General features: G+C 65.2%; 22 protein-coding genes and 1 pseudogene. 17 read left to right on the top strand and 6 right to left on the bottom strand.

Annotation, left to right across the window (positions count from 1 at the left end; genetic code table 11):
* The first annotated feature begins 12 nt into the window (after positions 1-12).
* Together cysW and KH389_RS00815 are read left to right on the top strand one after the other, a co-directional pair.
* Positions 13-885: a sulfate ABC transporter permease subunit CysW gene (gene cysW / locus KH389_RS00810; RefSeq protein ID WP_043859899.1), complete on the top strand. Its 873-nt coding sequence runs from the start codon at positions 13-15 to the stop codon at positions 883-885.
* 3 nt (positions 886-888) lie between these two features.
* Positions 889-1,878: a sulfate/molybdate ABC transporter ATP-binding protein gene (locus tag KH389_RS00815; RefSeq protein ID WP_054915893.1), complete on the top strand. Its 990-nt coding sequence runs from the start codon at positions 889-891 to the stop codon at positions 1,876-1,878.
* Positions 1,879-1,997: 119 nt separating this feature from the next.
* Here the strand turns inward: KH389_RS00815 and KH389_RS00820 are convergent, their stop codons facing one another.
* Complete coding sequence (locus KH389_RS00820) at positions 1,998-3,596, bottom strand: alkaline phosphatase family protein (protein WP_213606689.1); 1,599 nt, start codon at positions 3,594-3,596, stop codon at positions 1,998-2,000.
* Positions 3,597-3,696: 100 nt separating this feature from the next.
* A complete protein-coding gene (locus KH389_RS00825; protein WP_043859902.1) occupies positions 3,697-4,641 on the bottom strand; it encodes a LysR family transcriptional regulator in 945 nt (314 codons plus the stop codon).
* Between the two features lie 144 nt (positions 4,642-4,785).
* Between KH389_RS00825 and KH389_RS00830 the strand changes: the two genes are divergently transcribed.
* The 12 genes from KH389_RS00830 to KH389_RS00885 all read left to right on the top strand — a co-directional run bounded on the left by KH389_RS00830 (position 4,786) and on the right by KH389_RS00885 (position 16,350).
* A complete protein-coding gene (locus tag KH389_RS00830; RefSeq protein ID WP_213606690.1) occupies positions 4,786-7,125 on the top strand; it encodes a TonB-dependent receptor in 2,340 nt (779 codons plus the stop codon).
* Between the two features lie 252 nt (positions 7,126-7,377).
* Positions 7,378-8,178 (top strand): energy transducer TonB, encoded by an 801-nt coding sequence (locus tag KH389_RS00835; RefSeq protein ID WP_043859904.1) that lies wholly within the window; start codon positions 7,378-7,380, stop codon positions 8,176-8,178.
* A 29-nt stretch (positions 8,179-8,207) separates the two neighbouring features.
* Positions 8,208-8,930: a MotA/TolQ/ExbB proton channel family protein gene (locus tag KH389_RS00840; RefSeq protein ID WP_043859905.1), complete on the top strand. Its 723-nt coding sequence runs from the start codon at positions 8,208-8,210 to the stop codon at positions 8,928-8,930.
* 1 nt (position 8,931) lies between these two features.
* Positions 8,932-9,333, top strand: coding sequence for an ExbD/TolR family protein (locus KH389_RS00845; RefSeq protein ID WP_043859906.1), 402 nt, complete (start codon positions 8,932-8,934; stop codon positions 9,331-9,333).
* 226 nt (positions 9,334-9,559) lie between these two features.
* Positions 9,560-10,141 (top strand): alpha/beta hydrolase, encoded by a 582-nt coding sequence (locus KH389_RS00850; protein WP_043859907.1) that lies wholly within the window; start codon positions 9,560-9,562, stop codon positions 10,139-10,141.
* Between the two features lie 66 nt (positions 10,142-10,207).
* The gene (locus KH389_RS00855; protein WP_043859908.1) at positions 10,208-11,149 is read left to right on the top strand and encodes a sigma 54-interacting transcriptional regulator; all 942 of its coding nucleotides are present in this window, start codon (positions 10,208-10,210) and stop codon (positions 11,147-11,149) included.
* Positions 11,150-11,312: 163 nt separating this feature from the next.
* Complete coding sequence (locus KH389_RS00860) at positions 11,313-11,951, top strand: hypothetical protein (protein WP_054915895.1); 639 nt, start codon at positions 11,313-11,315, stop codon at positions 11,949-11,951.
* A 211-nt stretch (positions 11,952-12,162) separates the two neighbouring features.
* The gene (locus tag KH389_RS00865) at positions 12,163-12,948 is read left to right on the top strand and encodes a MetQ/NlpA family ABC transporter substrate-binding protein (RefSeq protein ID WP_043859910.1); all 786 of its coding nucleotides are present in this window, start codon (positions 12,163-12,165) and stop codon (positions 12,946-12,948) included.
* A gap of 451 nt (positions 12,949-13,399) precedes the next feature.
* On the top strand, positions 13,400-14,065 hold the full coding sequence (locus KH389_RS00870) for an amino acid ABC transporter permease (RefSeq protein WP_043859911.1): 666 nt from the start codon (positions 13,400-13,402) through the stop codon (positions 14,063-14,065).
* Positions 14,046-14,705, top strand: a complete 660-nt coding sequence (locus tag KH389_RS00875; RefSeq protein ID WP_043859912.1) for an amino acid ABC transporter permease — start codon at positions 14,046-14,048, stop codon at positions 14,703-14,705. The genes KH389_RS00870 and KH389_RS00875 overlap by 20 nt, the downstream gene beginning before the upstream one ends.
* Positions 14,702-15,475, top strand: a complete 774-nt coding sequence (locus KH389_RS00880; protein WP_043859913.1) for an amino acid ABC transporter ATP-binding protein — start codon at positions 14,702-14,704, stop codon at positions 15,473-15,475. The genes KH389_RS00875 and KH389_RS00880 overlap by 4 nt, the downstream gene beginning before the upstream one ends.
* Positions 15,472-16,350, top strand: coding sequence for a transporter substrate-binding domain-containing protein (locus KH389_RS00885; RefSeq protein ID WP_054915897.1), 879 nt, complete (start codon positions 15,472-15,474; stop codon positions 16,348-16,350). Before KH389_RS00880 ends, KH389_RS00885 begins: the two co-directional genes overlap by 4 nt.
* A 115-nt stretch (positions 16,351-16,465) precedes the next feature.
* On the opposite strand, the pseudogene KH389_RS27235 reads toward KH389_RS00885, so the two are convergent.
* Positions 16,466-16,603: pseudogene (locus tag KH389_RS27235) on the bottom strand (AAA family ATPase); the annotation flags it as partial.
* Between the two features lie 101 nt (positions 16,604-16,704).
* Between KH389_RS27235 and KH389_RS00890 the strand changes: the two are divergent.
* From KH389_RS00890 to KH389_RS00900, 3 genes are read left to right on the top strand one after another with little or no spacing between them, the layout of a single operon-like run.
* Positions 16,705-17,793, top strand: a complete 1,089-nt coding sequence (locus KH389_RS00890) for an efflux RND transporter periplasmic adaptor subunit (protein ID WP_043861586.1) — start codon at positions 16,705-16,707, stop codon at positions 17,791-17,793.
* Complete coding sequence (locus KH389_RS00895; protein ID WP_213606692.1) at positions 17,790-18,857, top strand: efflux RND transporter periplasmic adaptor subunit; 1,068 nt, start codon at positions 17,790-17,792, stop codon at positions 18,855-18,857. The genes KH389_RS00890 and KH389_RS00895 overlap by 4 nt, the downstream gene beginning before the upstream one ends.
* Positions 18,854-21,901 (top strand): efflux RND transporter permease subunit, encoded by a 3,048-nt coding sequence (locus KH389_RS00900; RefSeq protein WP_043861588.1) that lies wholly within the window; start codon positions 18,854-18,856, stop codon positions 21,899-21,901. The genes KH389_RS00895 and KH389_RS00900 overlap by 4 nt, the downstream gene beginning before the upstream one ends.
* A gap of 85 nt (positions 21,902-21,986) precedes the next feature.
* Here the strand turns inward: KH389_RS00900 and KH389_RS00905 are convergent, their stop codons facing one another.
* The 3 genes from KH389_RS00905 to KH389_RS00915 form a co-directional block, all read right to left on the bottom strand.
* Complete coding sequence (locus tag KH389_RS00905) at positions 21,987-22,442, bottom strand: REP-associated tyrosine transposase (protein ID WP_054915899.1); 456 nt, start codon at positions 22,440-22,442, stop codon at positions 21,987-21,989.
* Positions 22,443-22,612: 170 nt separating this feature from the next.
* Positions 22,613-23,257 (bottom strand): methionine ABC transporter permease, encoded by a 645-nt coding sequence (locus KH389_RS00910; RefSeq protein WP_054915900.1) that lies wholly within the window; start codon positions 23,255-23,257, stop codon positions 22,613-22,615.
* Positions 23,247-24,368: a methionine ABC transporter ATP-binding protein gene (locus KH389_RS00915; protein WP_043861591.1), complete on the bottom strand. Its 1,122-nt coding sequence runs from the start codon at positions 24,366-24,368 to the stop codon at positions 23,247-23,249. The genes KH389_RS00910 and KH389_RS00915 overlap by 11 nt, the downstream gene beginning before the upstream one ends.
* Position 24,369 lies beyond the last annotated feature (1 nt).

Below are 24,369 nucleotides of genomic sequence, written 5' to 3' on the forward strand. Positions count from 1 at the left end.
GAGGCCTGACCCATGTCTGCATCATCTGTTGGTGTGGCCGCTTCGGCCAACGCTGCCCGCCGTGGCAGCGCGATTTCACGGCGCGTGCTGATCGGCCTCGGCTGGCTGATCTTCGCGCTGTTTCTGCTGCTGCCGCTGTTCATCGTGGTGTCCCAGGGCCTGAAGATGGGCCTGGGCACCTTCTTCGAGGCGATCTTCGAGCCCGACGCACTGTCGGCGCTCAAGCTCACCCTGATCGCGGTGGCCATCTCGGTGCCGCTGAACCTGGTGTTCGGGGTCAGCGCAGCGTGGTGCGTGAGCAAGTACAGCTTCCCCGGCAAGAGCATCCTGGTGACCCTGATCGACCTGCCGTTCTCGGTGTCGCCGGTGATCGCCGGTCTTGTCTACGTGCTGATGTTCGGTGCCCAGGGCTTCTTCGGCCCGTGGCTGCAGGACCATGACATCCAGATCGTGTTCGCCCTGCCCGGCATCGTGCTGGCGACCATCTTCGTCACCGTGCCGTTCGTGGCGCGCGAGCTGATCCCGCTGATGCAGGAGCAGGGCACCCAGGAAGAGGAGGCTGCACGCCTGCTCGGGGCCAACGGCTGGCAGATGTTCTGGCATGTCACCGTACCCAACATCAAATGGGGCCTGATCTATGGCGTGGTGCTGTGCACGGCGCGCGCGATGGGCGAGTTCGGTGCGGTGTCGGTGGTGTCCGGGCATATTCGCGGGGTGACCAACACCTTGCCGCTGCATGTCGAGATCCTCTACAACGAATACAACCATGTCGCGGCCTTCAGCGTGGCCAGCCTGCTGCTGATCCTGGCGCTCTTCATCCTGCTGCTCAAGCAGTGGAGCGAGTCCCGCATTAACCGCCTGCGCCACAGCGCCGCGGAGGAATAATTCATGTCGATCGAAGTTCGTAACGTCAGCAAGCGCTTCAACGCTTTCCAGGCCCTGGACAGCATCAACCTGGATATCCACAGCGGCGAGCTGGTAGCGCTGCTGGGCCCGTCCGGCTGCGGCAAGACCACCCTGCTGCGCATCATCGCCGGGCTCGAGACGCCGGACCAGGGCAGCATCGTGTTCCATGGCGAGGACGTGTCGGGGCACGACGTGCGTGATCGCAACGTCGGCTTCGTGTTCCAGCACTACGCGCTGTTTCGCCACATGAGCGTGTTCGACAACGTCGCCTTCGGCCTGCGCATGAAGCCCAAGGGCGAGCGCCCGAACGAGACGCGCATTGCCGAGAAGGTCCACGAGCTGCTGAACATGGTGCAGCTGGACTGGCTCAGCGACCGCTACCCCGAGCAACTGTCCGGTGGCCAGCGCCAGCGTATCGCCCTGGCGCGGGCACTGGCGGTAGAGCCCAAGGTGCTGCTGCTGGACGAGCCGTTCGGTGCGCTGGACGCCAAGGTGCGCAAGGAGCTGCGTCGCTGGCTGGCGCGGTTGCACGAAGACATCAACCTGACCTCGGTGTTCGTGACCCACGACCAGGAAGAAGCCATGGAAGTGGCCGACCGTATCGTGGTGATGAACAAGGGCGTGATCGAGCAGATCGGCTCGCCGGGCGAGGTATACGAGAACCCGGCCAGCGACTTCGTCTACCACTTTCTGGGCGACTCCAACCGCCTGCACCTGAGCGAGGACCAGCACGTGCTGTTCCGTCCGCACGAAGTGTCGCTGTCGCGACAGGAGGTGGAAGGCCACCACGCAGCTGAAGTGCGTGACATACGCCCGTTGGGCGCGACCACGCGGGTGACGCTGAAGGTGGAAGGGCAGAGCGAGCTGATCGAGGCCGAGGTGGTCAAGGACCACGACAGCCTGACCGGGTTGGCCCGTGGCGAGACGTTGTTCTTCAAGCCGAAGGTGTGGCAGAAGGTCGGCAATATCTGAGGCCTTACGGGCCTCATCGCGGGTCAAGCCCGCTCCCACAGGGATATCACTGATCCAAGGGGCAGTGGAGTACCTGTGGGAGCGGGCTTGACCCGCGACGGGCCGCGAAGCGGCCCGCTTCACCACACCCCGATCTTCACCACGCTGTCCGCCTGCGGCTCCCCGTAGCGGAACCGCTCCCCCCGCCGCTCGATCTCCGCATGGCTGATCGTGGTGCGGCGCTTGAGCCCGCGCAACCACTGCAACAGGTACCCCTGATGCACCTCGCGCACGCCGGCATGCGCCGGATCATCGCCCAGGTCGTGCCGCTCCTGCGGGTCTTCCTGCAGGTCGAACAGCTGCGCCCTGAAGCCGTCATACGCGATGTACTTGAAGCGCTCGCTGCGCACCATGGTCATGCGGCAACGGTCGATCGGCTGCCCCAGCCGCTCCCGCGCCGGGGTCTGGAACGCATAGTCGTACTCGGCAATCGCGTATTCGCGCCATCCCTGCGCCGTGCCGTGCAGCAACGGTACCAGTGACCGCCCCTCCAGCCGATGCTCGGCTCCCGGCAATCCCAGTGCGTCCAGAAACGTCGGCAGCGCATCGATGGTCTCCACCAGCCGCGCATCCACCGTGCCGCGGGTGGTATCTGCCGCCCCACGCGGGTCGCGCACGATCAACGGCACACCCACCGCCTGCTCCAGCAGAAACTCCTTCTCCCCCAGCCCGTGGTCGCCCAGAAAATCACCGTGGTCGCTGGTGAACACGATCAGCGTGTCGTCCCAGCGCCCGGTGCGTCGAAGCACTTCGAACAGCCGTCCGAGCTGGTCGTCCACCTGCCTGATAAGCCCCATGTAGGTGGGGATCACCTTCAGGCGCACCTCCTCGCGGGAGAAGTTCACGCTCTCCTGATGCTGGCGAAACGCGCCATACACCGGGTGATCGCTGCGCCCGCCCGGCACCGCTGGCAGCACCTGCGCCGCGCCATACAGCGCGTGGTACGGCGCCGGCGCGATGTACGGCCAGTGCGGCTTGATGTACGACAGGTGCAGGCACCACGGCTGCTCGCCCTGTTCGGTGATGAAGTCGATGGCGCGGTCGGTGGTGTACACCGTCTCCGAATGCTGCTCGGGCAGGCGCGTGGGGCGGTCGGCGTGGCGCATGTGCCAGCCGCTGAGCACCTCGCCATCTTCGCCCTGCGCTGCATTGGCCCAGTCGTGCCAGGGGTTGTCGCCGCCATAGCCGTGTTCGCGCAGGTAACGGGTGTATGGGGCGCTCTCGCGCTTGTCGGCGAACTGCGGGTCGTCGGGGTAGATACCGTCATGGCGCACATAGGCTTCGAAACCCACTTCATCGAGCTGCCTGGCCATGTCGGCGTCGATGCCCAGCTGCTGCTGCGCCTGAAGGTTCGGCGTGGCGTGGGTCTTGCCCACCAGCGCGGTGCGGATGCCGGCCGGGCGCAGGTAGTCGCCCAGGGTCAGCTCCTCCAGCGGCAGCGGCACGCTGTTCCAGGCCACCTGGTGGCTGCTCACATAGCGCCCGGTGTATGCCGACATGCGCGACGGCCCGCAGATGGTGCCTTGGGTGTAGGCGCGGCTGAAGCGCACCCCGGCAGCGGCCAGGCGGTCGATGTTGGGCGTGTGCAGGTGCGGGTGGCCGTAGCACGACAGATAATCGCGACGCAGCTGGTCGCACATGATGTACAGCACGTTGCGCACGGGGGCAGGTTGGGTCATGGCGCTCACCGGTTGAAAGTCTGGTGGGTGATTTCGCCCTGCACGCCACGCGACCACAAGCGCATTTGCCGAATACCTTCGATGCGCCCGGCGCAACACCTCAGATGGCCAGGCGCTCCAGGTTGCACAGGTCCTGGTCGGCCTGATCGGTGGCGACGATCTGCGCGATCATTGCCTCGGCCAGCGGCGACAGGCGCTGGCGCGCACGGCTGACGATGCCGTAGCGGGTGTACAGCTCCTCGCAGTCGTCGTGCAGGCCGTCGATGTTCAGGCGCACCAGTTGCTGGGCGGCGCTGTGCAGCGCATCGCTGTTGGCGCTGCAGATGCCGATCGCGTCGGAGTTCAGCACCACCCCCAGCAGGCTGTAGCCGTTCTCGCACTCGACGCTGGCGGTGAAGTCCGGGCGCCCGCTCAGGTCGCTGATCACCTTGCGCAGGTTGGGCGGGCGCAGGGTCACCGCCAGGGGGTAGGCCAGCAGTTGCTCGGCGCTGACGCTCGGCAGTTGCGCCAGCGGGTGCGCGGCGCGGCAGCAGAAGTGCCAGCGGCGCGGGCGCAGGCGCACGGTGTGGTAGGCCGGGTCGGCCTCGAAGCGGCGGGTGTCGGCCACGAAGAACTCGAACTCTTCGGCCAGCAGGCGCTTGTCCAGGTTCTGCCAGTCATCCACCTGAAAACGCACCCGTGCCCTGGGGTAGCGCCCGATGAACGTGCCGATGGCACGCGGCACCAGCCCGGCGGCCGGCGCCGGGCCGCAGCCAAAGCGCAGCTCGCCGGCTTCCAGGCCGTTGAACTGGCTGATCTCGTTGCTCAACTGATGCGCGCCGCTGACCAGCCGGCGCGCATGTTCGAGCACCACCAGGCCCTGCTTGGTCGGCGCCAGCTCCTTGCTCGACCGGTCCACCAGCAGGCACCCGGCGCTGTGTTCCAGGGCCTGGATGCTGCGGCTGAAGGCCGATTGCGAAAGGCTCACCGCGTTCGCCGCCGCCACGAAGCTGCGGTGCTCGGCGAGCGCGATCAGGTGGCGAAGCTGGCGTAGGTCGATATGCATTTTTCACATGAAAAGTATCGGGCAAATGCATTTGCTCTGCCTCGGCTGCACTCCTTATAAAGGCAATCTCTTATGCAGTAAACATATGTGAAATCATAAATAAATAACTTTAAGGAATATCAATTCCTTGCCCAGGAGCCGCCCATGTGCCCGTCTTCCCCCGCCGCACCCTTGTCTTCCCGACGGCTCAAGCGCCTGCCGCTGGCCTTGCTGCTGGCCGGCAGCGCGCATTGGCTGCCGGCCCAGGCGGCCACCGACGCGACGCCCGAGGTCAAGCCCGACAGCCAGCTCAAGGCCGTCACCGTGACTGCGCGCCGACGTGAAGAGAGCGCCCAGGACGTGCCCACGCCGATGAGCGTGCTCGACGGCCAGGCCCTGGAAAGCCAGCGCGTGTACCGCATCCAGGACCTTCAGCAGTTGGTGCCCAGCGTCAACGTGGCCTACATGCATGCGCGCCAGTCCAGCGTGTCGATCCGCGGCCTGGGCAACAACCCGGCCAGCGACGGCCTGGAAGGCAGCGTGGGGCTGTACCTGGACAACGTCTACCTCGGCCGCCCCGGCATGGCGGTGTTCGACCTCATGGACATCGAGCAGCTCGAAGTGCTGCGCGGCCCCCAGGGCACCCTGTTCGGCAAGAACACCACTGCGGGGGTCATCAACATCAGCACCCGTGCGCCCAGCTTCACCCCCGAGCGCAGCATCGAGGCCTCGGTGGGCGAGGACGGCTACTTCCAGACCAAGGGCACGCTTTCCGGCCCGCTCACCGAGACCCTGGCCGGTCGCTTCTCGGCCTACCGCACGCGCAGCGACGGCGACATCAGCAACGAGCACGACGGCCACACCCTCAACGGTGGCGCGCGCCAGGGCTTTCGCGGGCAACTGCTGTACAAGCCCAGCGAGCGGTTCAACCTGCGCTGGATCGGCGACTACAACGAGGAAGACTCCAGCGCCGGCACCCGCGTGCTGTACAGCACCGGGCCGACCATCAACGGCGTCAACCGCTATGAAAACCGTGCGGCGGCGGCCGGCGCCACGCTGGTCGACGGCCGCCACCGCAAGGTCAACCTGGACGACGACCAGAAGGTCACGGTGTTCCAGGGCGGCACCTCGCTGGAGGCCAACTGGACCCTGGACAACGACTTCACCCTGACCTCCATCAGCAGCTACCGCTGGTGGGACTTCACCCCGCGCAACGACGACGGCCTGGATGTGCCGGCGACCTACAACGCCGGGGTGTCGGTGCAAGACAAGCAGTACTCCCAGGAATTTCGCCTGGCCTCGCCCACGGGCGGCTTCTTCGACTACGTACTGGGCGCGTACTACTTCGGCTCCAACCTGGACAACAAGTCCTTCGCCTTCTACGGCCCCCAGGCCGACGTGTGGAACGGCACGCCGACCGGTGCGCTGGCCAACGTCAGCTCGGTGGGCAAGGGGCACATCAAGACCGACAGCTTCGCCCTGTTCGGCCAGGGCACCTGGCACCTCACCCCGCGCCTGGACTTCACCGCCGGGATACGCGGCACCTACGAAGAGAAAAGCGCCTGGGTCAACCGCAGCGCCCCGGTGGGCGGCGCTGCGGTCAGCGGGGCGGCGGCAGCGGTACGCCAGGGACGGGCCGGTGCGTATGACTCGGGCGACCTCAACCAGTACAGCACCAGCCCCTCGGGCCTGCTCAACCTCAGTTACCGCTTCACCGACGACCTGCTGGGCTACGCCACGCTGTCCCACGGCGAGAAGTCCGGCGGGGTCAACCTGGCGGTGGGCACCGCACCGGTGGCTGGCGCCGACTCGTTGCTGATCGGCACCGAGCGCGCCAACAACGCCGAACTGGGCTTCAAGAGCACCCTGTGGGACCGCCGCCTGCAACTGAACGCCAACCTGTTCTGGACCCAGGTCAACGGCTACCAGACCAACGCCTACGACGACGCCAACCGCGTGCAGTACCTGACCAACGCAGGCTCGGTGCGCTCACGCGGGGTCGAGTTCGACAGCACCCTGGTGCCGCTGCGCGGCCTTACGCTGAACCTCAACGGCTCGTTCAACGACGTGCGCTACCTCGCCTACAAGGACGCCCCGTGCGCGCCGGAGGTGGCTCTGCAACCGGGTGCCCCGGCCGCCTGCGACCTCAGCGGGCATCAGGTGGTCGGCGCCTCCAAATGGATCGCCAACGCCAACGGGCAGTACCAGTGGGACCTGGACAACGGCCTGCAGCCCTATGTCACCGCCAGCTATGCGTTCCGTTCCAGGGCGGTGGGCACGGTCGAGGACTCGGACTTCGCGCAGATCCCCAGCTACGCCGTGGTCAACCTCAGTACCGGCCTGCGCGGCGATGCCGAGGGCGGGCAGTGGGACGTGTCGCTATGGCTGAAGAACGCCTTCGACAAGACCTACTACACCACCCTGTGGAGCGCCGCCAACGGCGGCTACGAAGGGCTGCTCGGCACCCCGCGGACCCTGGGCGTGACCGGTCGCTATGACTTCTGAGGGGTTTTTCGATGCCTTTGGCGAATATTTTCGATGCCGCAAAGGCATTGCCAGATCAGCAATGCCCTCCAGCCCTTGATTGGCGCGGGCTAGAGCGGTTCAGCGGTTTTGTATATGCGATCAGGTTCTATCCATAACTTTAAAGATTACTTTAAGAGATAAGCAGCACGCGTCGATCATCCACCTCAGCGAAGGCCGGCCAGACCGGGCGGCCTTCGATGCACATGCACCGAACCTCCCAGGAGTTGATCAATGGGTAATGTCCAGACCGCCGCCAGTGCTCTCGATGTGCTTTGGCGCCAGGCGCCGGGCGGCGAGCTGGTCGACCTCGGTCGGCCGCACCGGTTGCCGCTGGCGCAACAGCGCTTGCAGCGCACCCCGCGTAGTGCCTTGAAGGGCCGCGAGAAGGTGCTGCTCGGGGTTTTCGCGCTGGTGCTGCATGGTGCCGTGGCCTACTGGGTCAGCCAGGCACCGGCCCCGGTGTTGCCGGTGGTTCCACCGGAAATCCCGCCGATGACCATCGAGTTTTCCCAGCCGGCGCCACCGGTTGTCGAGCCGCCGCCCCCGGCGCCGGCCGAGCCTGTGGTGGAGCCGCCACCGCCGGTGGTCGACGAGTTGGCCGTCAAGCCGCCGCCACCGCCCAAGCCGGTACCCAAGCCCAAGCCAAAGCCGGTGCCCAAGCCGGAGCCCAAGCCTGCGCCCAAACCGGTCGAGCCGCCGCCGGCACCGCCACAACCTGCCGCCCCGCCTGCGCCACCTGCCCCGGCGCCGGTGACCCCGGCTTCGGCCAGCGCGGCGTACCTGAAGAACCCGGCGCCGGAATACCCGTCGCTGGCCCAGCGTCGCGGCTGGGAAGGCACCGTGCTGCTGCGGGTGCATGTGTTGCCCAGCGGCAAGCCTGGCGAGATCCAGTTGCAGAAGAGCAGTGGTCGCCAGCAGCTCGACGATGCCGCGCTGGCGGCGGTAAAGCGCTGGAGCTTCGTGCCGGCCAAGCAGGGCGACGTGGCCCAGGCGGGCTGGGTCAGCGTGCCGATCGATTTCAAGATTCGCTAAAAATTTCGCGCTAACAGAGAGAAACCATCATGAGTGTATTGGCATCCCCCCTTGAATCCATCGAAAGCGCGGTGATCTGGCTGCTGGTGGTGTTTTCCGTCGCGACCTGGGGCCTGGCCCTGGTCAAGGGCTTGCAGTTCGCCCGCCTTAAGAACCAGGACAAGCGCTTCCACAAGCAGTTCTGGGCAGCCTCAAGCCTTGATTCGGCCGCCGAACTCACCCAGACCCAGCCCGGCGCCGCCGCCCGCGTGGCCCAGGCCGGCTACGCCGCCATCGCGGTGGGCGAGCCCGGCCAGGCCAATGACCTGAGCCAGGCGATCAATCACCAGGACCGCCTCGAACGTGCCCTGCGCCAGCAGATCGTGCGTGAGCGCCGCTCGCTGGAAACCGGCCTGGCGGTGGTGGCCAGTATCGGCAGCACGTCGCCGTTCATCGGCCTGTTCGGTACCGTGTGGGGCATCATGGAAGCGCTCAAGGGCATCAGTGCGGCGGGCTCGGCGAGCCTGGAAACCGTGGCCGGGCCGATTGGTGCGGCGCTGGTGGCCACGGGTGTGGGGATCGCGGTCGCGGTGCCGGCGGTGCTGGTTTACAACTACTTCCTGCGTCGCCTGAAACTCACGGCGGCCGACCTCGACGACTTTGCCCACGACTTCTACAGCCTGGCGCAGAAGAGTGCCTTCCGCGTGCTGGTGCACCCTGCGCTTCACAAAGCTGCAACAGTGAGCGGCCAACCTGTGAAAGAGGCGTCCTGACATGGCCTTTTCTACCCAGGACAGTGACGAGGTACTCAGCGAGATCAACGTGACGCCGCTGGTGGACGTGATGCTGGTGCTGCTGGTGGTGTTCATCGTGACCGCGCCGTTGTTGACCAACGCGATCCCGATCAGCCTGCCCAAGACCGAGGCCGTGGCCCCGGTGGAGCAGAAGGACCCGCTGGTGGTGAGCATCGATGGGGGCGGCAAGTTGTTCATCAACAAGGACGAGATCCAGCCGGACTTGCTGGAGACCAGCTTGCAGGCGGCCAAGGCCAAGGACCCGGAGGTACGCGTGCAACTGCAGGCGGACGACGGTGTGAATTATGGGGAAGTGGCGCGCGCCATGGCCTCGATCGAGCGGGCGGGTATCACCAAGCTTTCGGTGATCACCGCGCGTTGAACACGATGCAACGGTAAGGGCAACGCATTCGGGGGCCGTATCCTGGCAGGGGACGGCCCCTTTTTTTATGCCCGTTCCGAAGGCGCCGATACCAGCGCCCACAGGGTTGCACACAGTATTCGGAAAGCAGTTTTGGTTATTAATAAATAGCTTCTTATTCCTTTACGAATATAACCCCCGCCCTATACTTGCCCTCATGCAATGCAAACCCAGCAGGAGGCATCTCATGCGCAATGAGTCGATTCGTTACCTGATTGTGCCGGGCTGGCAAGGATCGCCAGACGATCACTGGCAAACCCACTGGCAGAACAGCCTGCCCAACAGTGCCCGCGTCGAACAGGCCGACTGGATCACCCCGCGTCGTGAAGACTGGGTTGCCGCGCTCGAACATGCCATCGCCGCCGACACCTCGCCGGTGATCCTGATCGCCCACAGCCTGGGCTGCATCACCGTCGCGCATTGGGCCGCCCACGCCAGCGAAACCCTGCTGCAGCAGGTACGTGGCGCACTGCTGGTGGCCCCGGCCGACGTCGAACGCCCGGCCTGTGCACCGGCCCTGCGCAACTTCGCGCCGATTCCGCAGAACCTGCTGCCGTTTCCCAGCCAGGTGGTCACCTCCGACAACGATCCGGCGGTCAGCGCGCCACGGGCGATGCAACTGGCTCGCGCCTGGGGCGCAGAAGCCGGTGTGCTCGGCGGCGCCGGGCATATCAACGTCAAGTCTGGACACCGGCGCTGGGAGCAGGGCTTTGCCTACCTCTATCGCCTGCAGAGCCGCCTGGAACAGCACGCACTGCGTCGCGCCTGACCCCGGGCGCTACCCTCTTTTTCATCAAGACGTCCGCGCCGTGAGTCGCTCGGGCGGGAGTTTGCCATGAGCCTTCACGACACCTACGGCCAGCCACTGCTGACCTTCCCCGAGAGCGACAAGAGCCCGTTGAGCATCCGCGCCAAGGCGCTGGTGTTCGTCGACCCGCGCTCGCGCCAGCTGCGCGAAGAGCTGGAGCTGCTGGCGCCGCTGGCCTTGCCCGTGCTGATCCGCGGCGAAAGCGGCACCGGCAAGGAGCTGCTGGCCCGGCAGATCCACCGCGCCAGCGACCGCGGCGGGCTGTTCGTCTCGGTCAACTGCGGCGCCATCAGCCCCACCTACGCCGACGCCGAACTGTTCGGCTACAGCGCCGGCGCCCACAGTGGTACCGCCAGCAGCCGCGCCGGCTGGTTCGGCTCGGCCAACGGCGGCACGCTGTACCTGGATGAAATCGCCGACCTGCCGCTGCCGATCCAGGTCAAGCTGCTGGCTGCCCTGGAAAACCGCGAAGTCACCCGCGTTGGCGCCCAGCAACCCAACCCGGTGGACGTGCGCCTGGTGGCCGCCTCCAGCATCGACCTGGCCCAGGCGGTGGCCGCCGGCAAGTTCCACGACCGTCTCTACCACTACCTGCACGAAGGCCGCCTCGAGCTGCCCGCGTTGCGCGAGCGGGTGGGCGATATCCTGCCGCTGGCCGAGTACTTCGTGGGCATCTACAGCCCGCGCCTGAACCTGGCCGTGCCGCCGCTGCTCAGCGAGGCCGCGCAGCGGGTGCTGGAACTGCACAGCTGGCCGGGCAACACCCGCGAACTGGAAAACGTCATTCACTTCGCCCTGCTGGTCAGCAGCGGGGAGGAAATACTGCCCGAGCATCTGAACCTGCCGGAAACCTTGACGCCGCTGGCCGCGTTGGAGCGGCAGATCGAGGTGTTGCTGCGCGCAGGTGCAAGTGAGCGCAGTGGCCTGAAGGCCTTGCTGGAGAAGGTGGCGCTGCGGTTGGGTGTGTAGGCGTAACGCACAGGCGGTTGTCTGCGGAGCAACCGTTGCAGATGCGAATGAGGTGGATTACCTTCTTGCTTCGCAAGCCTTGGATCGCTTGAAGCATTGAAAGGATATTCATGAAAAACCTACCTTGCGCGGTACGTGTCTTCCTTGCCCAGGCCAGCCGCTGATGCGCCTGTCGATGCTGTGCATGAGCACGCTGCTCGCTTCCTTTTCGGCAAGCGCCGAGCTGGAGATTCTACCGCTCAGTGGCAATACCCATATCCAGAAGGTCATTGAGAAAAGGGCGGTCTCGCCCACGGCCGAGCCAGAGAAGAACTCGACCTTTCCTGGTTTCGAGCAATTCAGTTCGATGATCACACTCGCCCAGGCGAGCGACAGAAGGCTGGCTCAAGCCGTCCGATTCAAATCGCAATCCCGAGCAGCGATCGAGAAGTTGCAATGTCGGCTGTCCAAAGAACTCCCCTCCGGGGTCGAGATGAAGGAGGGCGGCTTGAACGGCGTCATGTCGCTTTATTCGTGCGGCGATGATTATGTGGTGACCTACGAGACCCACTATGAGCGCGAGCTGACACAGCGCGTGGTGGTTTACGACGATGATTACGCCAAGCCTCAGGACCCCGGCAAGCCCCTGGTGAAAACGTCGGAAAAAGTAATGGGTGGGGTCAGGAGGACAGGATTGCGCTGGATGAATTCCACGCATGAGATCAGGTATGACATCTACGCCAATGTGCAGGGTGATGGTGCACTCGAGAAGGAACTGGCCACTGTCATCACCGAGGTTGCCATCGAGACCGCTAATCGATAGACCGCGAGCATTGTCTGTTGCGGCGCCGGATGCACCTGGCAGGCCAGCCGGTGCTCTCTTCTTTATCAGTCAAAAAGATATAAGCGTCTGCATAAAAGATATTGTTAAGGAATAAAAAATCTCGGTATTGTCGCCTCCACGCCAGCTAGCACAATACTGGCACCCTCTCTTTCGCCGTCGACGATGGCTGTGATTCGAATAAGGACTGCGCATGAAAAAGGCTTTGTTGTTGACTGCATTGGCAGCCGCTCTGTCGGTTGCAGGTTTCGCCCACGCCGGCCAGAAGCTGGTGGTTGCCGCCACCCCGGTGCCCCACGCCGAGATCCTCGAGCTGATCAAGCCAACCCTGGCCAAGGAAGGCGTGGACCTGGAAATCAAGGTGTTCACCGACTACGTGCAGCCCAACGTGCAGGTCGATCAGAAGCGTCTGGACGCCAACTACTTCCAGACCCTGCCCTACCTCAAGAGCTTCAACGAAGGTAAAGGCACCCACCTGGAAACCGTGATCGGCGTACACGTCGAACCGTTCGGTGGCTACTCGAAGAAGGTCAAGAGCCTGGCCGAGCTCAAGGACGGCGCCACCATCGCCATCCCCAACGAAGGCTCCAACAGTGGCCGTGCGCTGATCCTGCTGCAGAAGGCCGGGCTGATCGAACTCAAAGATCCGAAAAACGCCCTGGCCACGCCCAAGGACATCGCCAAGAACCCGCACAACTTCAAGTTCAAGGAGCTTGAGTCGGCCCTGCTGCCACGCGTGCTGGACCAGGTCGACCTGGACATGATCAACACCAACTATGCGCTGGAAGCCGGCCTGAACCCGGCCAAGGATGCCCTGGTGATCGAGGGTTCCGACTCGCCTTACGTGAACTTCCTGGTGGCGCGCCCCGACAACAAGGACAGCGACGCCATCCAGAAGCTGGCCAAGGCCCTGACCAGCCCTGAAGTGAAAGCCTTCATCGAGCAGAAATACAAAGGCGCGGTACTGCCGGCGTTCTGATTCGCCCGCTGTAGACCGCACGATGCAAAACGCCGACTCCGGTTACCGGGTCGGCGTTTTTTTTTGAATGGGGTTTCAGCGTGGTGTGTTGACCGCGCGGCGCAGGGCCGTCAGCCATTTGATCAGTTCGCTGGGGTCGAGGGTCGGCTGGTCGCTGTTCATGGTGTTGTTTTCCTTGTGGGTTGAACGGCCCACGGGGCCGCGCACGACAGCTGTTTGATGGCGCGCGCGCGGGAAAGATCCCGCCTGCCACGAGGAAATTTGCGGTTAGTTTTTTGCGTGATATCAATATGCAATAAAGATATTTAAATAAATATTTTTATAGCTTTAGAGTATTACCAAAGTGCTTACCGGCACGCCCAACCCTAGCCGCCACCGCCCGTCTACCCTCGGGCCGGTTCGAGACCACCCCCATGCAGCGCACCCTGTTTCGGACGCCGAGGCCACGCCGATGAGCTTCGACGTCGCATTCATCCTCAGCACATTGCCCGCGTTTCTCAAGGCCGTCGGGGTCACCCTGCAGGTCGGCCTGATCGCCATCGCCACCTCGCTGGTGGTGGCTGTGATCAACACCGCGATCCTGGTCTACCGCACGCCCTACCTGCAGCGTGCCGTGGGCCTGTACGTGGAGCTGGCACGCAACACGCCGCTGCTGATCCAGCTGTTTTTCGTGTACTTCGCGCTGCCCAGCCTGGGCCTGAAGATTTCCGGCTTCGCCGCCGCGATCATCACCATGACGTTTCTCGGCGGTGCCTACCTGACCGAGGTGCTGCGCGCCGGCGTCGAGGCGGTGCCTGCCGCACAGCTGGAGTCCGGCCGCTCCATCGGGTTGTCCGAAGGCCAGCTGCTGCGCCACGTGATCCTGCCCCAGGCCGGCATCCTCAGCCTGCCGGCGCTGTTCGCCAACTTCATCTTCCTGCTCAAGGAAACCACCGTGGTGTCGGCGGTGGCGGTGCCCGAGATTCTCTACACCACCAAGAGCTACATCGCCCTGTACTACAAGACCTACGAAATGCTCGCGGTGCTGACGCTGATCTGCGTGCTGCTGTTCTTGCCGTTGTCGCTGCTGCTGAGCCGCCTGGAAAGGAGGTTGCAACATGGCCAGTTCGGGTCTTGAACTGCTGCTGGTGTCGCTGCCGCAACTGGCCCAGGGCGCCGCGCAAACCCTGTCGATCTCGGCCCTGGGCATCGCCTTCAGCACCCTGGGCGGGGTGCTCTACGGCGTGCTCGCCACCCTCGGCAAGCGCAGCGTGAACCTGGTGCTGCGGGTGTACCTGGAGCTGTTTCGGGCGATACCGGTACTGGTGTGGCTGTACCTGCTGTTCTTCGGCCTGCCGATCTTCTTTGCCGTGAGCATTCCCAGCTTCTGGTGCGCGGTGCTGGTGCTGTCGCTGTGGGGTGCCAGCGAGGTGGGCGAGGTGGTGCGCGGTGCACTGCATTCGCTGCCGCGCGGGCAACGCGAGGCGGGGCTGTCGATCGGCCTGGATGGCTGGCAGCTGTATGGCTACGTGCTGCTGCCCCAGGCACTCAAGCGCATGACCCCGCCGACCATCAACATCTACACGCGCATCATCAAGACCAGTTCGCTGGCAGTGCTGATCGGCGTGGTGGACGTGATCAAGGTGGGCCAGCAGATCATCGAGCGCACCTATGAGTCGGTGCTGATCTACGGCGCGCTGTTCCTGTTCTTCTTTTTCATCTGCTACCCGCTGTCGGCCGCCTCGCGGGCGCTGGAGCGGCGCTGGACACACGCATGAGCGCATTGATCGAGTTCAAGGGTTTCAACAAGTTCTTCGGTGAGCACCAGGTGCTCAAGGGCATCGACCTGCAGGTGCGCAGCGGCGAAGTGGTGGTGATCCTGGGCCCCAGCGGCTGTGGCAAGAGCACCCTGCTGCGCTGCCTCAATGGCCTGGAAGTGGCCCACGGCGGCAGCCTGACACTGGCCGGTAAAGAGCTGCTGAGCAAGGCCACCGACTGGCGCCAGGTGCGCCAGCAGGTGGGCATGGTGTTCCAGAGCTACCACCTGTTCGGCCACATGAGCGTGATGGAAAACCTGCTGCTCGGGCCGCTCAAGGTGCAGAAACGCGAACGCCTCGAGGCCCAGGCCCAGGCCGAAGCACTGCTGGCGCGGGTGGGCCTGCTGGACAAGCGCGACGCCTATCCGCGCCAGCTTTCCGGTGGCCAGCAGCAACGTATCGCCATTGTGCGTTCGCTGTGCATGAACCCGCAGGTGATGCTGTTCGACGAGGTGACCGCCGCCCTCGACCCGGAGATGGTCAAGGAAGTGCTGCAGGTGATCCAGGGCCTGGCCCGCGACGGCATGACCCTGTTGATCGTGACCCATGAAATGGCCTTCGCTCGCGCGGTGGCCGACCGCATCGTGTTCATGGAGGCCGGCAGGATCCTTGAACAGAGCCCCCCCGAGAGCTTCTTTACGAACCCGCAGACCGCACGCGCGCAGCAGTTCCTGGAGAAATTCTCCTTTGTCGAAAGCCTGCCCAAGACACCACACAAGGAACTGTCATGAAGACTGCCCACGCTTCAAAACTGCTGCTGTCGCTGTTCACCCTGGCCGTACTGGCCGGTTGCAACAAATCCGAAGCGCCGAGCAAGCCTGCCGCCAATGCCGCAGCGCCGGCCACCAGCTACCTGGAAACCATCAAGGCCCGCGACAAACTGATCGTCGGCGTGTTCACCGACAAGCCGCCATTCGGCTATGTGGATGAAAGCGGGCGCTATGTGGGTTTTGACACCGACATCGGTCGCGAGCTGGCCAAGTCGCTGCTGGGCGACGAGAACAAGGTCGAGTTCGTGGCCGTGGAGCCGGCCAGCCGCATTCCCTTCCTGCAGAGCGACAAGGTCGACCTGATTCTGGCCAACATGACCGTGACCCCGGAGCGCAAGGAAGCGGTGGAGTTCACCAACCCCAACCTGCGCGTGGCGGTACAGGCGCTGGTGCCCGAGGGCAGCGAGGTGAAGAAGCTCGACGACCTGGCGGCCAAGACCACCATCGTCACCACCGGCACCACGGCGGACATCTGGCTGACCAAGAACCACCCGGACTGGAAACTGCTCAAGTTCGAGAAGAACTCCGAGTCGTTGCAGGCGTTGGCCAATGGCCGTGGCGATGCGTATGCGCAGGACAACCTGATCCTGTTCAGCTGGTCCAAGCAGAACCCGGGCTACCGTGTGCTGGACGAGAAGCTGGGCGAGGAAGCGCCGATTGCGCCGGCGGTGAAGAAGGGCAACATCGAGCTGCGTGACTGGGTCAACAGCGAGCTGGCGCGCCTGGGCGAGCAGAAGTACCTGCTCAAGCTGTATGACCAGTACGTGCGCAAGGAGCTTAGCGACGACACCAAGCCGGAGAGCGTGATCGTCGAGGGCGGCAAATGGCAGGGCTGAGGCCCTGACACCGCGTCGCTCTTATCGCGGGTCAAGCCCGCTCCCATACAGACAGCGACGGTCCTTGTGGGAGCGGGCTTGACCCGCGATGGGCCGCCCCGCGGCCCCGCCTTCTCTCCGGCCACCGCCCTTGCCCCACCCCCCGCGTCTGCCCCAACGCCTTCTCCAGCACGATGCAGTTGCTCTGCGCATCCTGCTCCAGCGCCGCGATCAAACGTGATGCAGGCGACACCACCCACCCCTCGCAACGTCGGCGCTGTGCTCAATTGCCCCCAGGACAAGCGGCACGCGGAACCCTGATCTACGCTAACAGTCGCATCTAGCAACTGCCCAGAACCCACGCAAGGAGCCCGCATGACGGTGTCGCCCCCCAACCTGATCGTCTGCCTGGGGCTTGCGCTGCTGCTTGGCTGCGGCGAGAAGAAAGCCGCCGCACCCGACCTGCCCAGGGTGGCGGTGCAACAGGTCAAGGCCGGCGACTTTGCAGCCTCCGTGACCCTCACCGGCGATGTTCAGGCACGGGTGCAGGCCGACCTGTCGTTTCGCGTGGGCGGCAAGATCATCGAGCGCAACGTCGACGTGGGCGATCACGTCAGCGCCAATCAGGTGCTGGCGCGCCTGGACCCCAAGGACCTGCAAACCAATGTCGACTCGGCCAAGGCCGAGGTCTTCGCCGAACAGGCTCGCGTGACCCAGACTTCCGCCGCCTTCGTGCGCCAGCAGAAGCTGCTGCCCAAGGGCTACACCAGCCAGAGCGAATACGACGCGGCCCAGGCCGCCCTGCGCAGCAGCCAGAGCGCGCTCAAGGCCGCCCAGGCGCAACTGGCCAACGCCCGCGAACAACTGAGCTACACCGCGCTGATCGCCGAGGCGCCCGGGGTGATCACCGCGCGCCAGGCTGAGGTGGGGCAGGTGGTGCAGGCCACCGTGCCGATCTTCACCCTGGCCCGCGACGGCGAGCGCGACGCGGTGTTCAACGTCTACGAATCGCTGCTGATGGCGCCACCCACCCAGCAGGCGATCATCGTCAGCCTGCTCGACGACCCCAAGGTGCAAGCCAAGGGGCACGTGCGTGAAATCACCCCGACGGTCTCGGCGCAAAGCGGCACGGTGCAGGTCAAGGTGGGCCTGAGCGAGGTGCCGCCGGCCATGCAGCTGGGCTCGGTGGTGAGTGCCACCGCCAGGGCCGAGGGCACCCCGAGCATCGAGCTGCCGTGGTCGGCGCTGACCAAGGATGTGCATGACCCGGCGGTGTGGCTGGTGGGCCAGGACAACAAGGTCAACCTGCGCAAGGTCAAGGTGCTGCGCTACCTCACCGGCAAGGTGGTGGTGGGCGACGGCCTCAAGGGCGGCGAAACCGTGGTGATTGCGGGTGGGCAGCTGCTGCACCCGGACATGCAGGTGGAAGTGGCAGACCCAGCCGATATCGGGGTGACGCAATGAGAACCCTGTGGCTGATGTTCGGTTGTGTGTTGCTGACCGCCTGCGCCGATGACGAGTCGCCGCCCGAGCCGGTGCGCCCGGTGCTGTCCCAGGTGGTGCAGGCGCAGGACCAGGCGCGCCTGGGGCGCTTTGCCGGCTCCATCCAGGCGCGCTACGAAAGCACCCTGGGCTTTCGCGTGGGCGGGCGCATCGCCCGGCGCTGGGTGGATGTGGGCGCCACGGTGAAGGCCGGCGACACCCTGGCCACCCTCGACCCCACCGACCAGCAGAACCAGTTGCGTGCCGCCGAAGGCGACCTGGCCAAGGTGCAGGCGCAGTGGATCAACGCCCAGGCCAACGCCCGTCGTCAGCAGCAGCTGTTCGACCGGGGCGTGGGGGCCCAGGCCCAGCTGGACATCGCCCAGACCGACCTGAAGACTACCGGCGCCTCGCTCGAACAGGCCAAGGCGGCGGTCAACCAGGCCCGCGACCAGCTCGGCTACAGCACCTTGCAGGCCGACCACCCCGCCGTGGTCACTGCCTGGCAGGCCGAGGCCGGGCAGGTGGTCACCGCCGGCCAGGGCGTGGTCACGCTGGCGCGCCCGGACGTCAAGGAGGCGGTGATCGACCTGCCCGCAGGCCTGGCCGACGAACTGTCGGGCGAGGTGAAGTTCCTGGTGGCCGCGCAGCTCGACCCCAGCGTGAACACCAGTGCCGTGCTGCGCGAGATCGAGCCCCAGGCCGACGCGGCCACGCGTACCCGGCGCGCGCGCCTGACCCTGGCCGACACCCCCGAGGCCTTTCGCCTGGGCACGGCCATCAGCGTCACCCTGAGCTCGGCGATCCAACCGCGCAGCGAGCTGCCGTTGAGCGCCCTGCAGGAGGTCGACGGGCACACCCGGGTATGGGTCGTCGACCCGCAGCAGCATACGGTTTCATTGCGTGACGTGAAGGTCAGCGAGCGGCTGGACAACAGCGTGGTGCTCAGTGCCGGCCTGCAGCCGGGCGAGCGTGTGGTCACGGCGGGGGTCAACAGCCTCAAGCCTGGCCAGAAGGTAAAAATCGATGAGGAAGGCCCGCGATGAAAGGAAGCTTCAACCTGTCGGAATGGGCACTCAAGCACCAATCCTTCGTATGGTACCTGATGTTCGTCGCGTTGCTGATGGGGGTGTTTTCCTATTTCAACCTGGGCCGTGAAGAGGACCCCTCGTTCACCATCAAGACCATGGTCATCCAGACCCGCTGGCCCGGCGCCACCCAGGACGAGACCCTGCTGCAGGTCACCGACCGCATCGAGAAGAAACTCGAGGAACTGGACTCGCTCGACTACGTGAAAAGCTACACCCGGCCCGGCGAGTCGACGGTGTTCGTCAACCTGCTCGATACCACCAAGGCTGGCGACATCCCGCAGATCTGGTACCAGGTGCGCAAGAAGATCCAGGACATCCGCGGCGAGTTCCCCCAGGGCATCCAGGGCCCCGGCTTCAACGACGAGTTCGGCGATGTGTTCGGCTCGGTGTATGCGTTCACCGCCGACGGCATCTCGATGCGCCAGCTGCGCGATTACGTCGAGCAGGTACGTGCAGAAATCCGCGAGGTGCCGGGGCTGGGCAAGGTCGAGATGATCGGCCAGCAGGACGAGGTGCTGTACCTGAACTTCTCCACCCGCAAGCTGGCGGCCCTGGGCATCGACCAGCGCCAGGTGGTGCAGGCGTTGCAGGCGCAGAACGCGGTGACCCCGGCCGGGGTGATGGAGGCCGGCCCCGAGCGCATCTCGGTGCGCACCACTGGCCAGTTCGCCTCGGAGAAAGACCTGGAGCAGGTCAACCTGCGCCTGGACGACCGCTTCTATCGCCTGGCCGATATCGCCGAGATCAGCCGCGGCTACGCCGACCCGCCCACGCCGATGTTCCGCTACGACGGCAAGCCTGCCATCGGCCTGGCCATCGGCATGAAGAAGGGCGGCAACATCCAGGCCTTCGGCAAGCAGCTGCACGAGCGCATGGAGGCCGCCACCGCCGACCTGCCGGTGGGCGTGGGCGTGCACACTGTGTCGGACCAGGCGGTGGTGGTCGAGGAGGCCGTGGGCGGCTTTACCAGTGCGCTGTTCGAGGCGGTGGTGATCGTGCTGGTGGTCAGCTTCATCAGCCTCGGGGTGCGTGCCGGGCTGGTGGTGGCCTGCTCGATCCCGCTGGTGCTGGCCATGGTGTTCGTGTTCATGGAGTACAGCGGCATCACCATGCAGCGGATCTCCCTCGGCGCGCTGATCATCGCGCTGGGCCTGCTGGTGGATGATGCGATGATCACCGTGGAGGTGATGGTCACGCGGCTGGAGAAGGGCGAGAGCAAGGAGCAGGCGGCCACGTTCGCCTACACCTCCACCGCCTTCCCGATGCTCACCGGCACCCTGGTGACGGTGGCGGGTTTCGTGCCCATCGGCCTGAACGCCAGCTCCGCGGGCGAGTACACCTTCACCCTGTTTGCGGTGATCGCCGTGGCGCTGCTGGTGTCGTGGGTGGTGGCGGTGCTGTTCGCGCCGGTGCTGGGGGTGCACCTGCTCAGCGCCAAGGTCAAGGCCCACGACGCCGAGCCCGGGCGCATCGGTCGCGGTTTCAACCATGGCCTGCTGTGGTGCATGCGCCACCGCTGGATCACCATCATCGGCACCGTGGTGCTGTTCGCCCTGGCGGTGTTCAGCATGCGCTTCGTGCAGAACCAGTTCTTCCCGTCCTCGGACCGTCCGGAGATCCTGGTGGACCTCAACCTGCCGCAGAACGCCTCCATCGACGAGACGCGCAAGGCGGTGGACAAGCTGGAGGCGACCCTCAAGGACGACCCGGACATCGTGCGCTGGAGTACCTACATCGGTCAGGGCGCGATCCGTTTCTACCTGCCGCTGGACCAGCAGCTGGAGAACCCGTACTACGCCCAGCTGGTGATCGTGAGCAAGGGCCTGGAGTCGCGCGAGGCGCTCACGGCGCGCCTGAAGGAGCGCCTGCGCAAGGACTTTGTCGGCATCGGCAGCTACGTGCAGTCGCTGGAGATGGGCCCGCCGGTGGGGCGGCCGATCCAGTACCGGGTCAGCGGCAAGGACATCGACCAGGTGCGCAAGCATGCGATCGAACTGGCGGCGCTGCTCGATGGCAACTCCCATGTGGGCGAGATCATTTACGACTGGAACGAGCCGGGCAAGGTGCTGCGCATCGACATTGCCCAGGACAAGGCGCGCCAGCTTGGGCTGTCGTCCGAGGACGTGGCCAACCTGATGAACGGCATCGTCAGCGGCTCGCCGGTGACCCAGGTGAACGATGACATCTACCTGATCGACGTGATCGGGCGCGCGGTGGACAGCGAGCGTGACTCGCCGCAGACCCTGCAGAACCTGCAGATCGTGACGCCCAGCGGCACCTCGATTCCTTTGTTGGCGTTTGCCACGGTGCGTTACGAGCTGGAGCAGCCGCTGGTGTGGCGGCGTGACCGTAAGCCGACCATCACGGTCAAGGCGGCGGTGCGTGACGAGATCCAGCCGACCGACCTGGTGGCGCAGCTCAAGCCGCAGATCGACGAGTTTGCGCGTAAGTTGCCGGCCGGTTATCAGGTGGCGACGGGGGGCACGGTGGAGGAGAGCGGCAAGGCCCAGGGGCCGATTGCCAAGGTGGTGCCGTTGATGCTGTTTCTGATGGCGACGTTCCTGATGATTCAGCTGCACAGTGTGCAGAAGCTGTTCCTGGTGGCGAGCGTGGCGCCGCTGGGGTTGATTGGCGTGGTGCTGGCGTTGATCCCCACGGGTACGCCGATGGGGTTCGTGGCGATACTGGGCATTCTGGCGCTGGCGGGGATCATCATCCGCAACTCGGTGATCCTGGTGACGCAGATCGATGCGTACGAGGCCGATGGGTATGCGCCGTGGGATGCGGTGGTGGAGGCCACGGACCATCGTCGCCGGCCGATTCTGCTGACGGCGGCGGCGGCGAGCCTGGGCATGATTCCGATTGCGCGGGAAGTGTTCTGGGGGCCGATGGCCTACGCGATGATTGGCGGCATCATTGTCGCCACGTTGCTGACCTTGCTGTTTTTGCCGGCGCTGTATGTGGCCTGGTACAAGATCAAGGAGCCGCAGCGCGAGTGATGGCCATCGCGGGTCGAGCCCGCTCCTACAGGTCCGGTGTTGTCTCTGTGGGAGCGGGCTCGCCCCGCGATGGCCGTTACCGGTTCTAGAGCCATACGGCGTCCCAATGCGGATAGTCGCCGAGCCGCTTTACCAGCCCCGCCCGCAAAGGATTGGCAACGATGTAGCGGGCGACTGCGCGCGCATCGTCTTCCCGTCTTAACGCACGATCATGAAACCCGGGCTGCCAGATGCGCCCCTGATGCCTGCAAGCCTTGAGTACGGCACAACCCGTGCGCGACTTGAAACGTCGCATGAGTGTCGCCAGGGTCAGGTTCTGCAACTCGATCAACCAGTGAACGTGGTCAGGCATGACGACCCAGGCCAGCGAGTGTGCACTGCCTTCTCGCTGCGCCTGCATGAACTGGGCTACCACCAGGCGCGCGATGTGGAAGTCCCGAAGAAGAGGTTTGCGGTGTTCGATGATGCTGGTAAGCAGGTAAAGCCGGCCAGGTTCCGAGAAACGGCCGCGGCGCAGGAAACGAGAGCTTGGACAGTCCATGTCGATCTCCTTGAGGTTGAAATCTCAAGGTAGTCAGGTGTGCACCTGCATGAAGGGTGTCATTGACTCCGGATGTGTCCGGGCTGGCCAATCGCGGGTCAAGCCCGCTCCCACAAGGACTTCAGCGGACCTGTGGGAGCGGGCTTGACCCGCGATACGGACGCTGCGGTCTATCTTTTGTTCAACCCCCGCGCCAACCGGTCCCCGCCCAGCTGGATCAACGCCACCAGCACTACCAGCATCACGATCACCGTCAGCATGATCTGGCTGTCGAAGCGCTGGTACCCGTACCGGTACGCGATGTCCCCCAACCCTCCGGCACCAATCGCACCGGCCATCGCCGACGAATTGATCATGGTCACCAGGGTGATGGTGAAGCCGCCCACGATGCCCGGCAGCGCCTCGGGCAACAGCACATGCCAGACGATGTGCCAGCGCCGGCACCCCATCGCCTGCGCCGCCTCGATCAGCCCGTGATCCACCTCGCGCAGGCTCACCTCGGCAATGCGCGCAAAAAACGGTGTGGCCGCAATCGTCAGCGGCACCACCGCCGCCCACACGCCATACGTGGTGCCCACGATCAGCCGCGTGAACGGGATCAACGCCACCATCAGGATCAGAAACGGTATCGAGCGGAACAGGTTGACGAACGCCCCCAGCACGCGGTTCACCAGCGGCGCCTCGTAGATGCCGCCCTTGCCGCTGGTCACCAGGATCACCGCCAGCGGAATGCCCGCCAGCAACGCGATCAGCGACGACACGCCCACCATCAGCAGGGTGTCGAGCACCCCCTGCAACAATCGATCAAACCACATAGCCCAGCACCTCCACCTGCGCCGCCCACTGGCGCGCCCGTTCGATCACCTGCGCATGCCCGTGCGCCGAGTTGGCCACCGACACCACCAGCTGCCCCAGCGCACGTTCCTGGATCGGTTCGATACCGCCCTGCAGCAGGCTCACCTGGCCGCCCAGCAACGCGAACAGCGTCGACAGTTCCGGTGCCTCGCGGTCGCGCCCGCTGACGCGCAGGCGCAGAACCAGCGCGGCCTGCGCATTCGGCGCCTCGGGCAGCAGGCGGGCCTGCAGGTGCTGCGGCAAGGCTGGCTGCAGCGGCGCCAGCAAGGTCTTGCTGACCGCGTGCTGCGGGTCGCCGAACACCTGCCACACCGCCCCCTGCTCGACGATGCGCCCGCGCTCGAGCACCACCACGCGATGGCAGATATCGCGGATCACCGCCATCTCGTGGGTAATCAGGATGATGGTCAGGCCCAGACGCTGGTTGATGTCGCGCAGCAGCGCCAGGATCGAGCCGGTGGTCTCCGGGTCCAGCGCCGAAGTGGCCTCGTCGCACAGCAGTATCTGCGGGTCGTGCACCAGCGCGCGGGCAATCCCCACGCGCTGCTTCTGCCCGCCCGACAACTGCGCCGGGTACACCCCGTGCTTGTCCTGCAGGCCCACCAGCTCCAGCAGTTCGGCCACCTTGCGCTGGCGCTGGGCCTTGGGCACGCCGGCCACCTTCAGCGGCAGTTCGACGTTCTGCCACACGGTCTTGGCCGACATCAGGTTGAAGTGCTGGAAGATCATGCCGATGCGTCGGCGCAACGCCACCAGGTGGTCCTCGTTATGCTCGCCGATATCGACCTGGTCGATCAGCACCCGGCCGCTGCTGGGTTGCTCCAGGCGGTTGAGGGTGCGGATCAGCGACGATTTGCCGGCGCCGCTGCGGCCGATGATGCCGAAGATCTCGCCGCGCTGGATGTTCAGGTCGATGTCCGCCAGCGCCGCCGTGGCCTGCCCGGGGTAGGTCTTGTTGACGCCGATCAGGCGCACTTGCGCGCTGCTCAACTCAGGGTGCAACGCGTGCCGTGGCGCGGGCTGCGCAGGTGGGCTGGGGTGCGCCGTCTGGCGGGCGGTGGCAGCACTCATC

The sequence above is a fragment of the Pseudomonas qingdaonensis genome (genome assembly GCF_018398475.1).
Classification (GTDB): Bacteria; Pseudomonadota; Gammaproteobacteria; order Pseudomonadales; family Pseudomonadaceae; genus Aquipseudomonas; species Aquipseudomonas palmensis.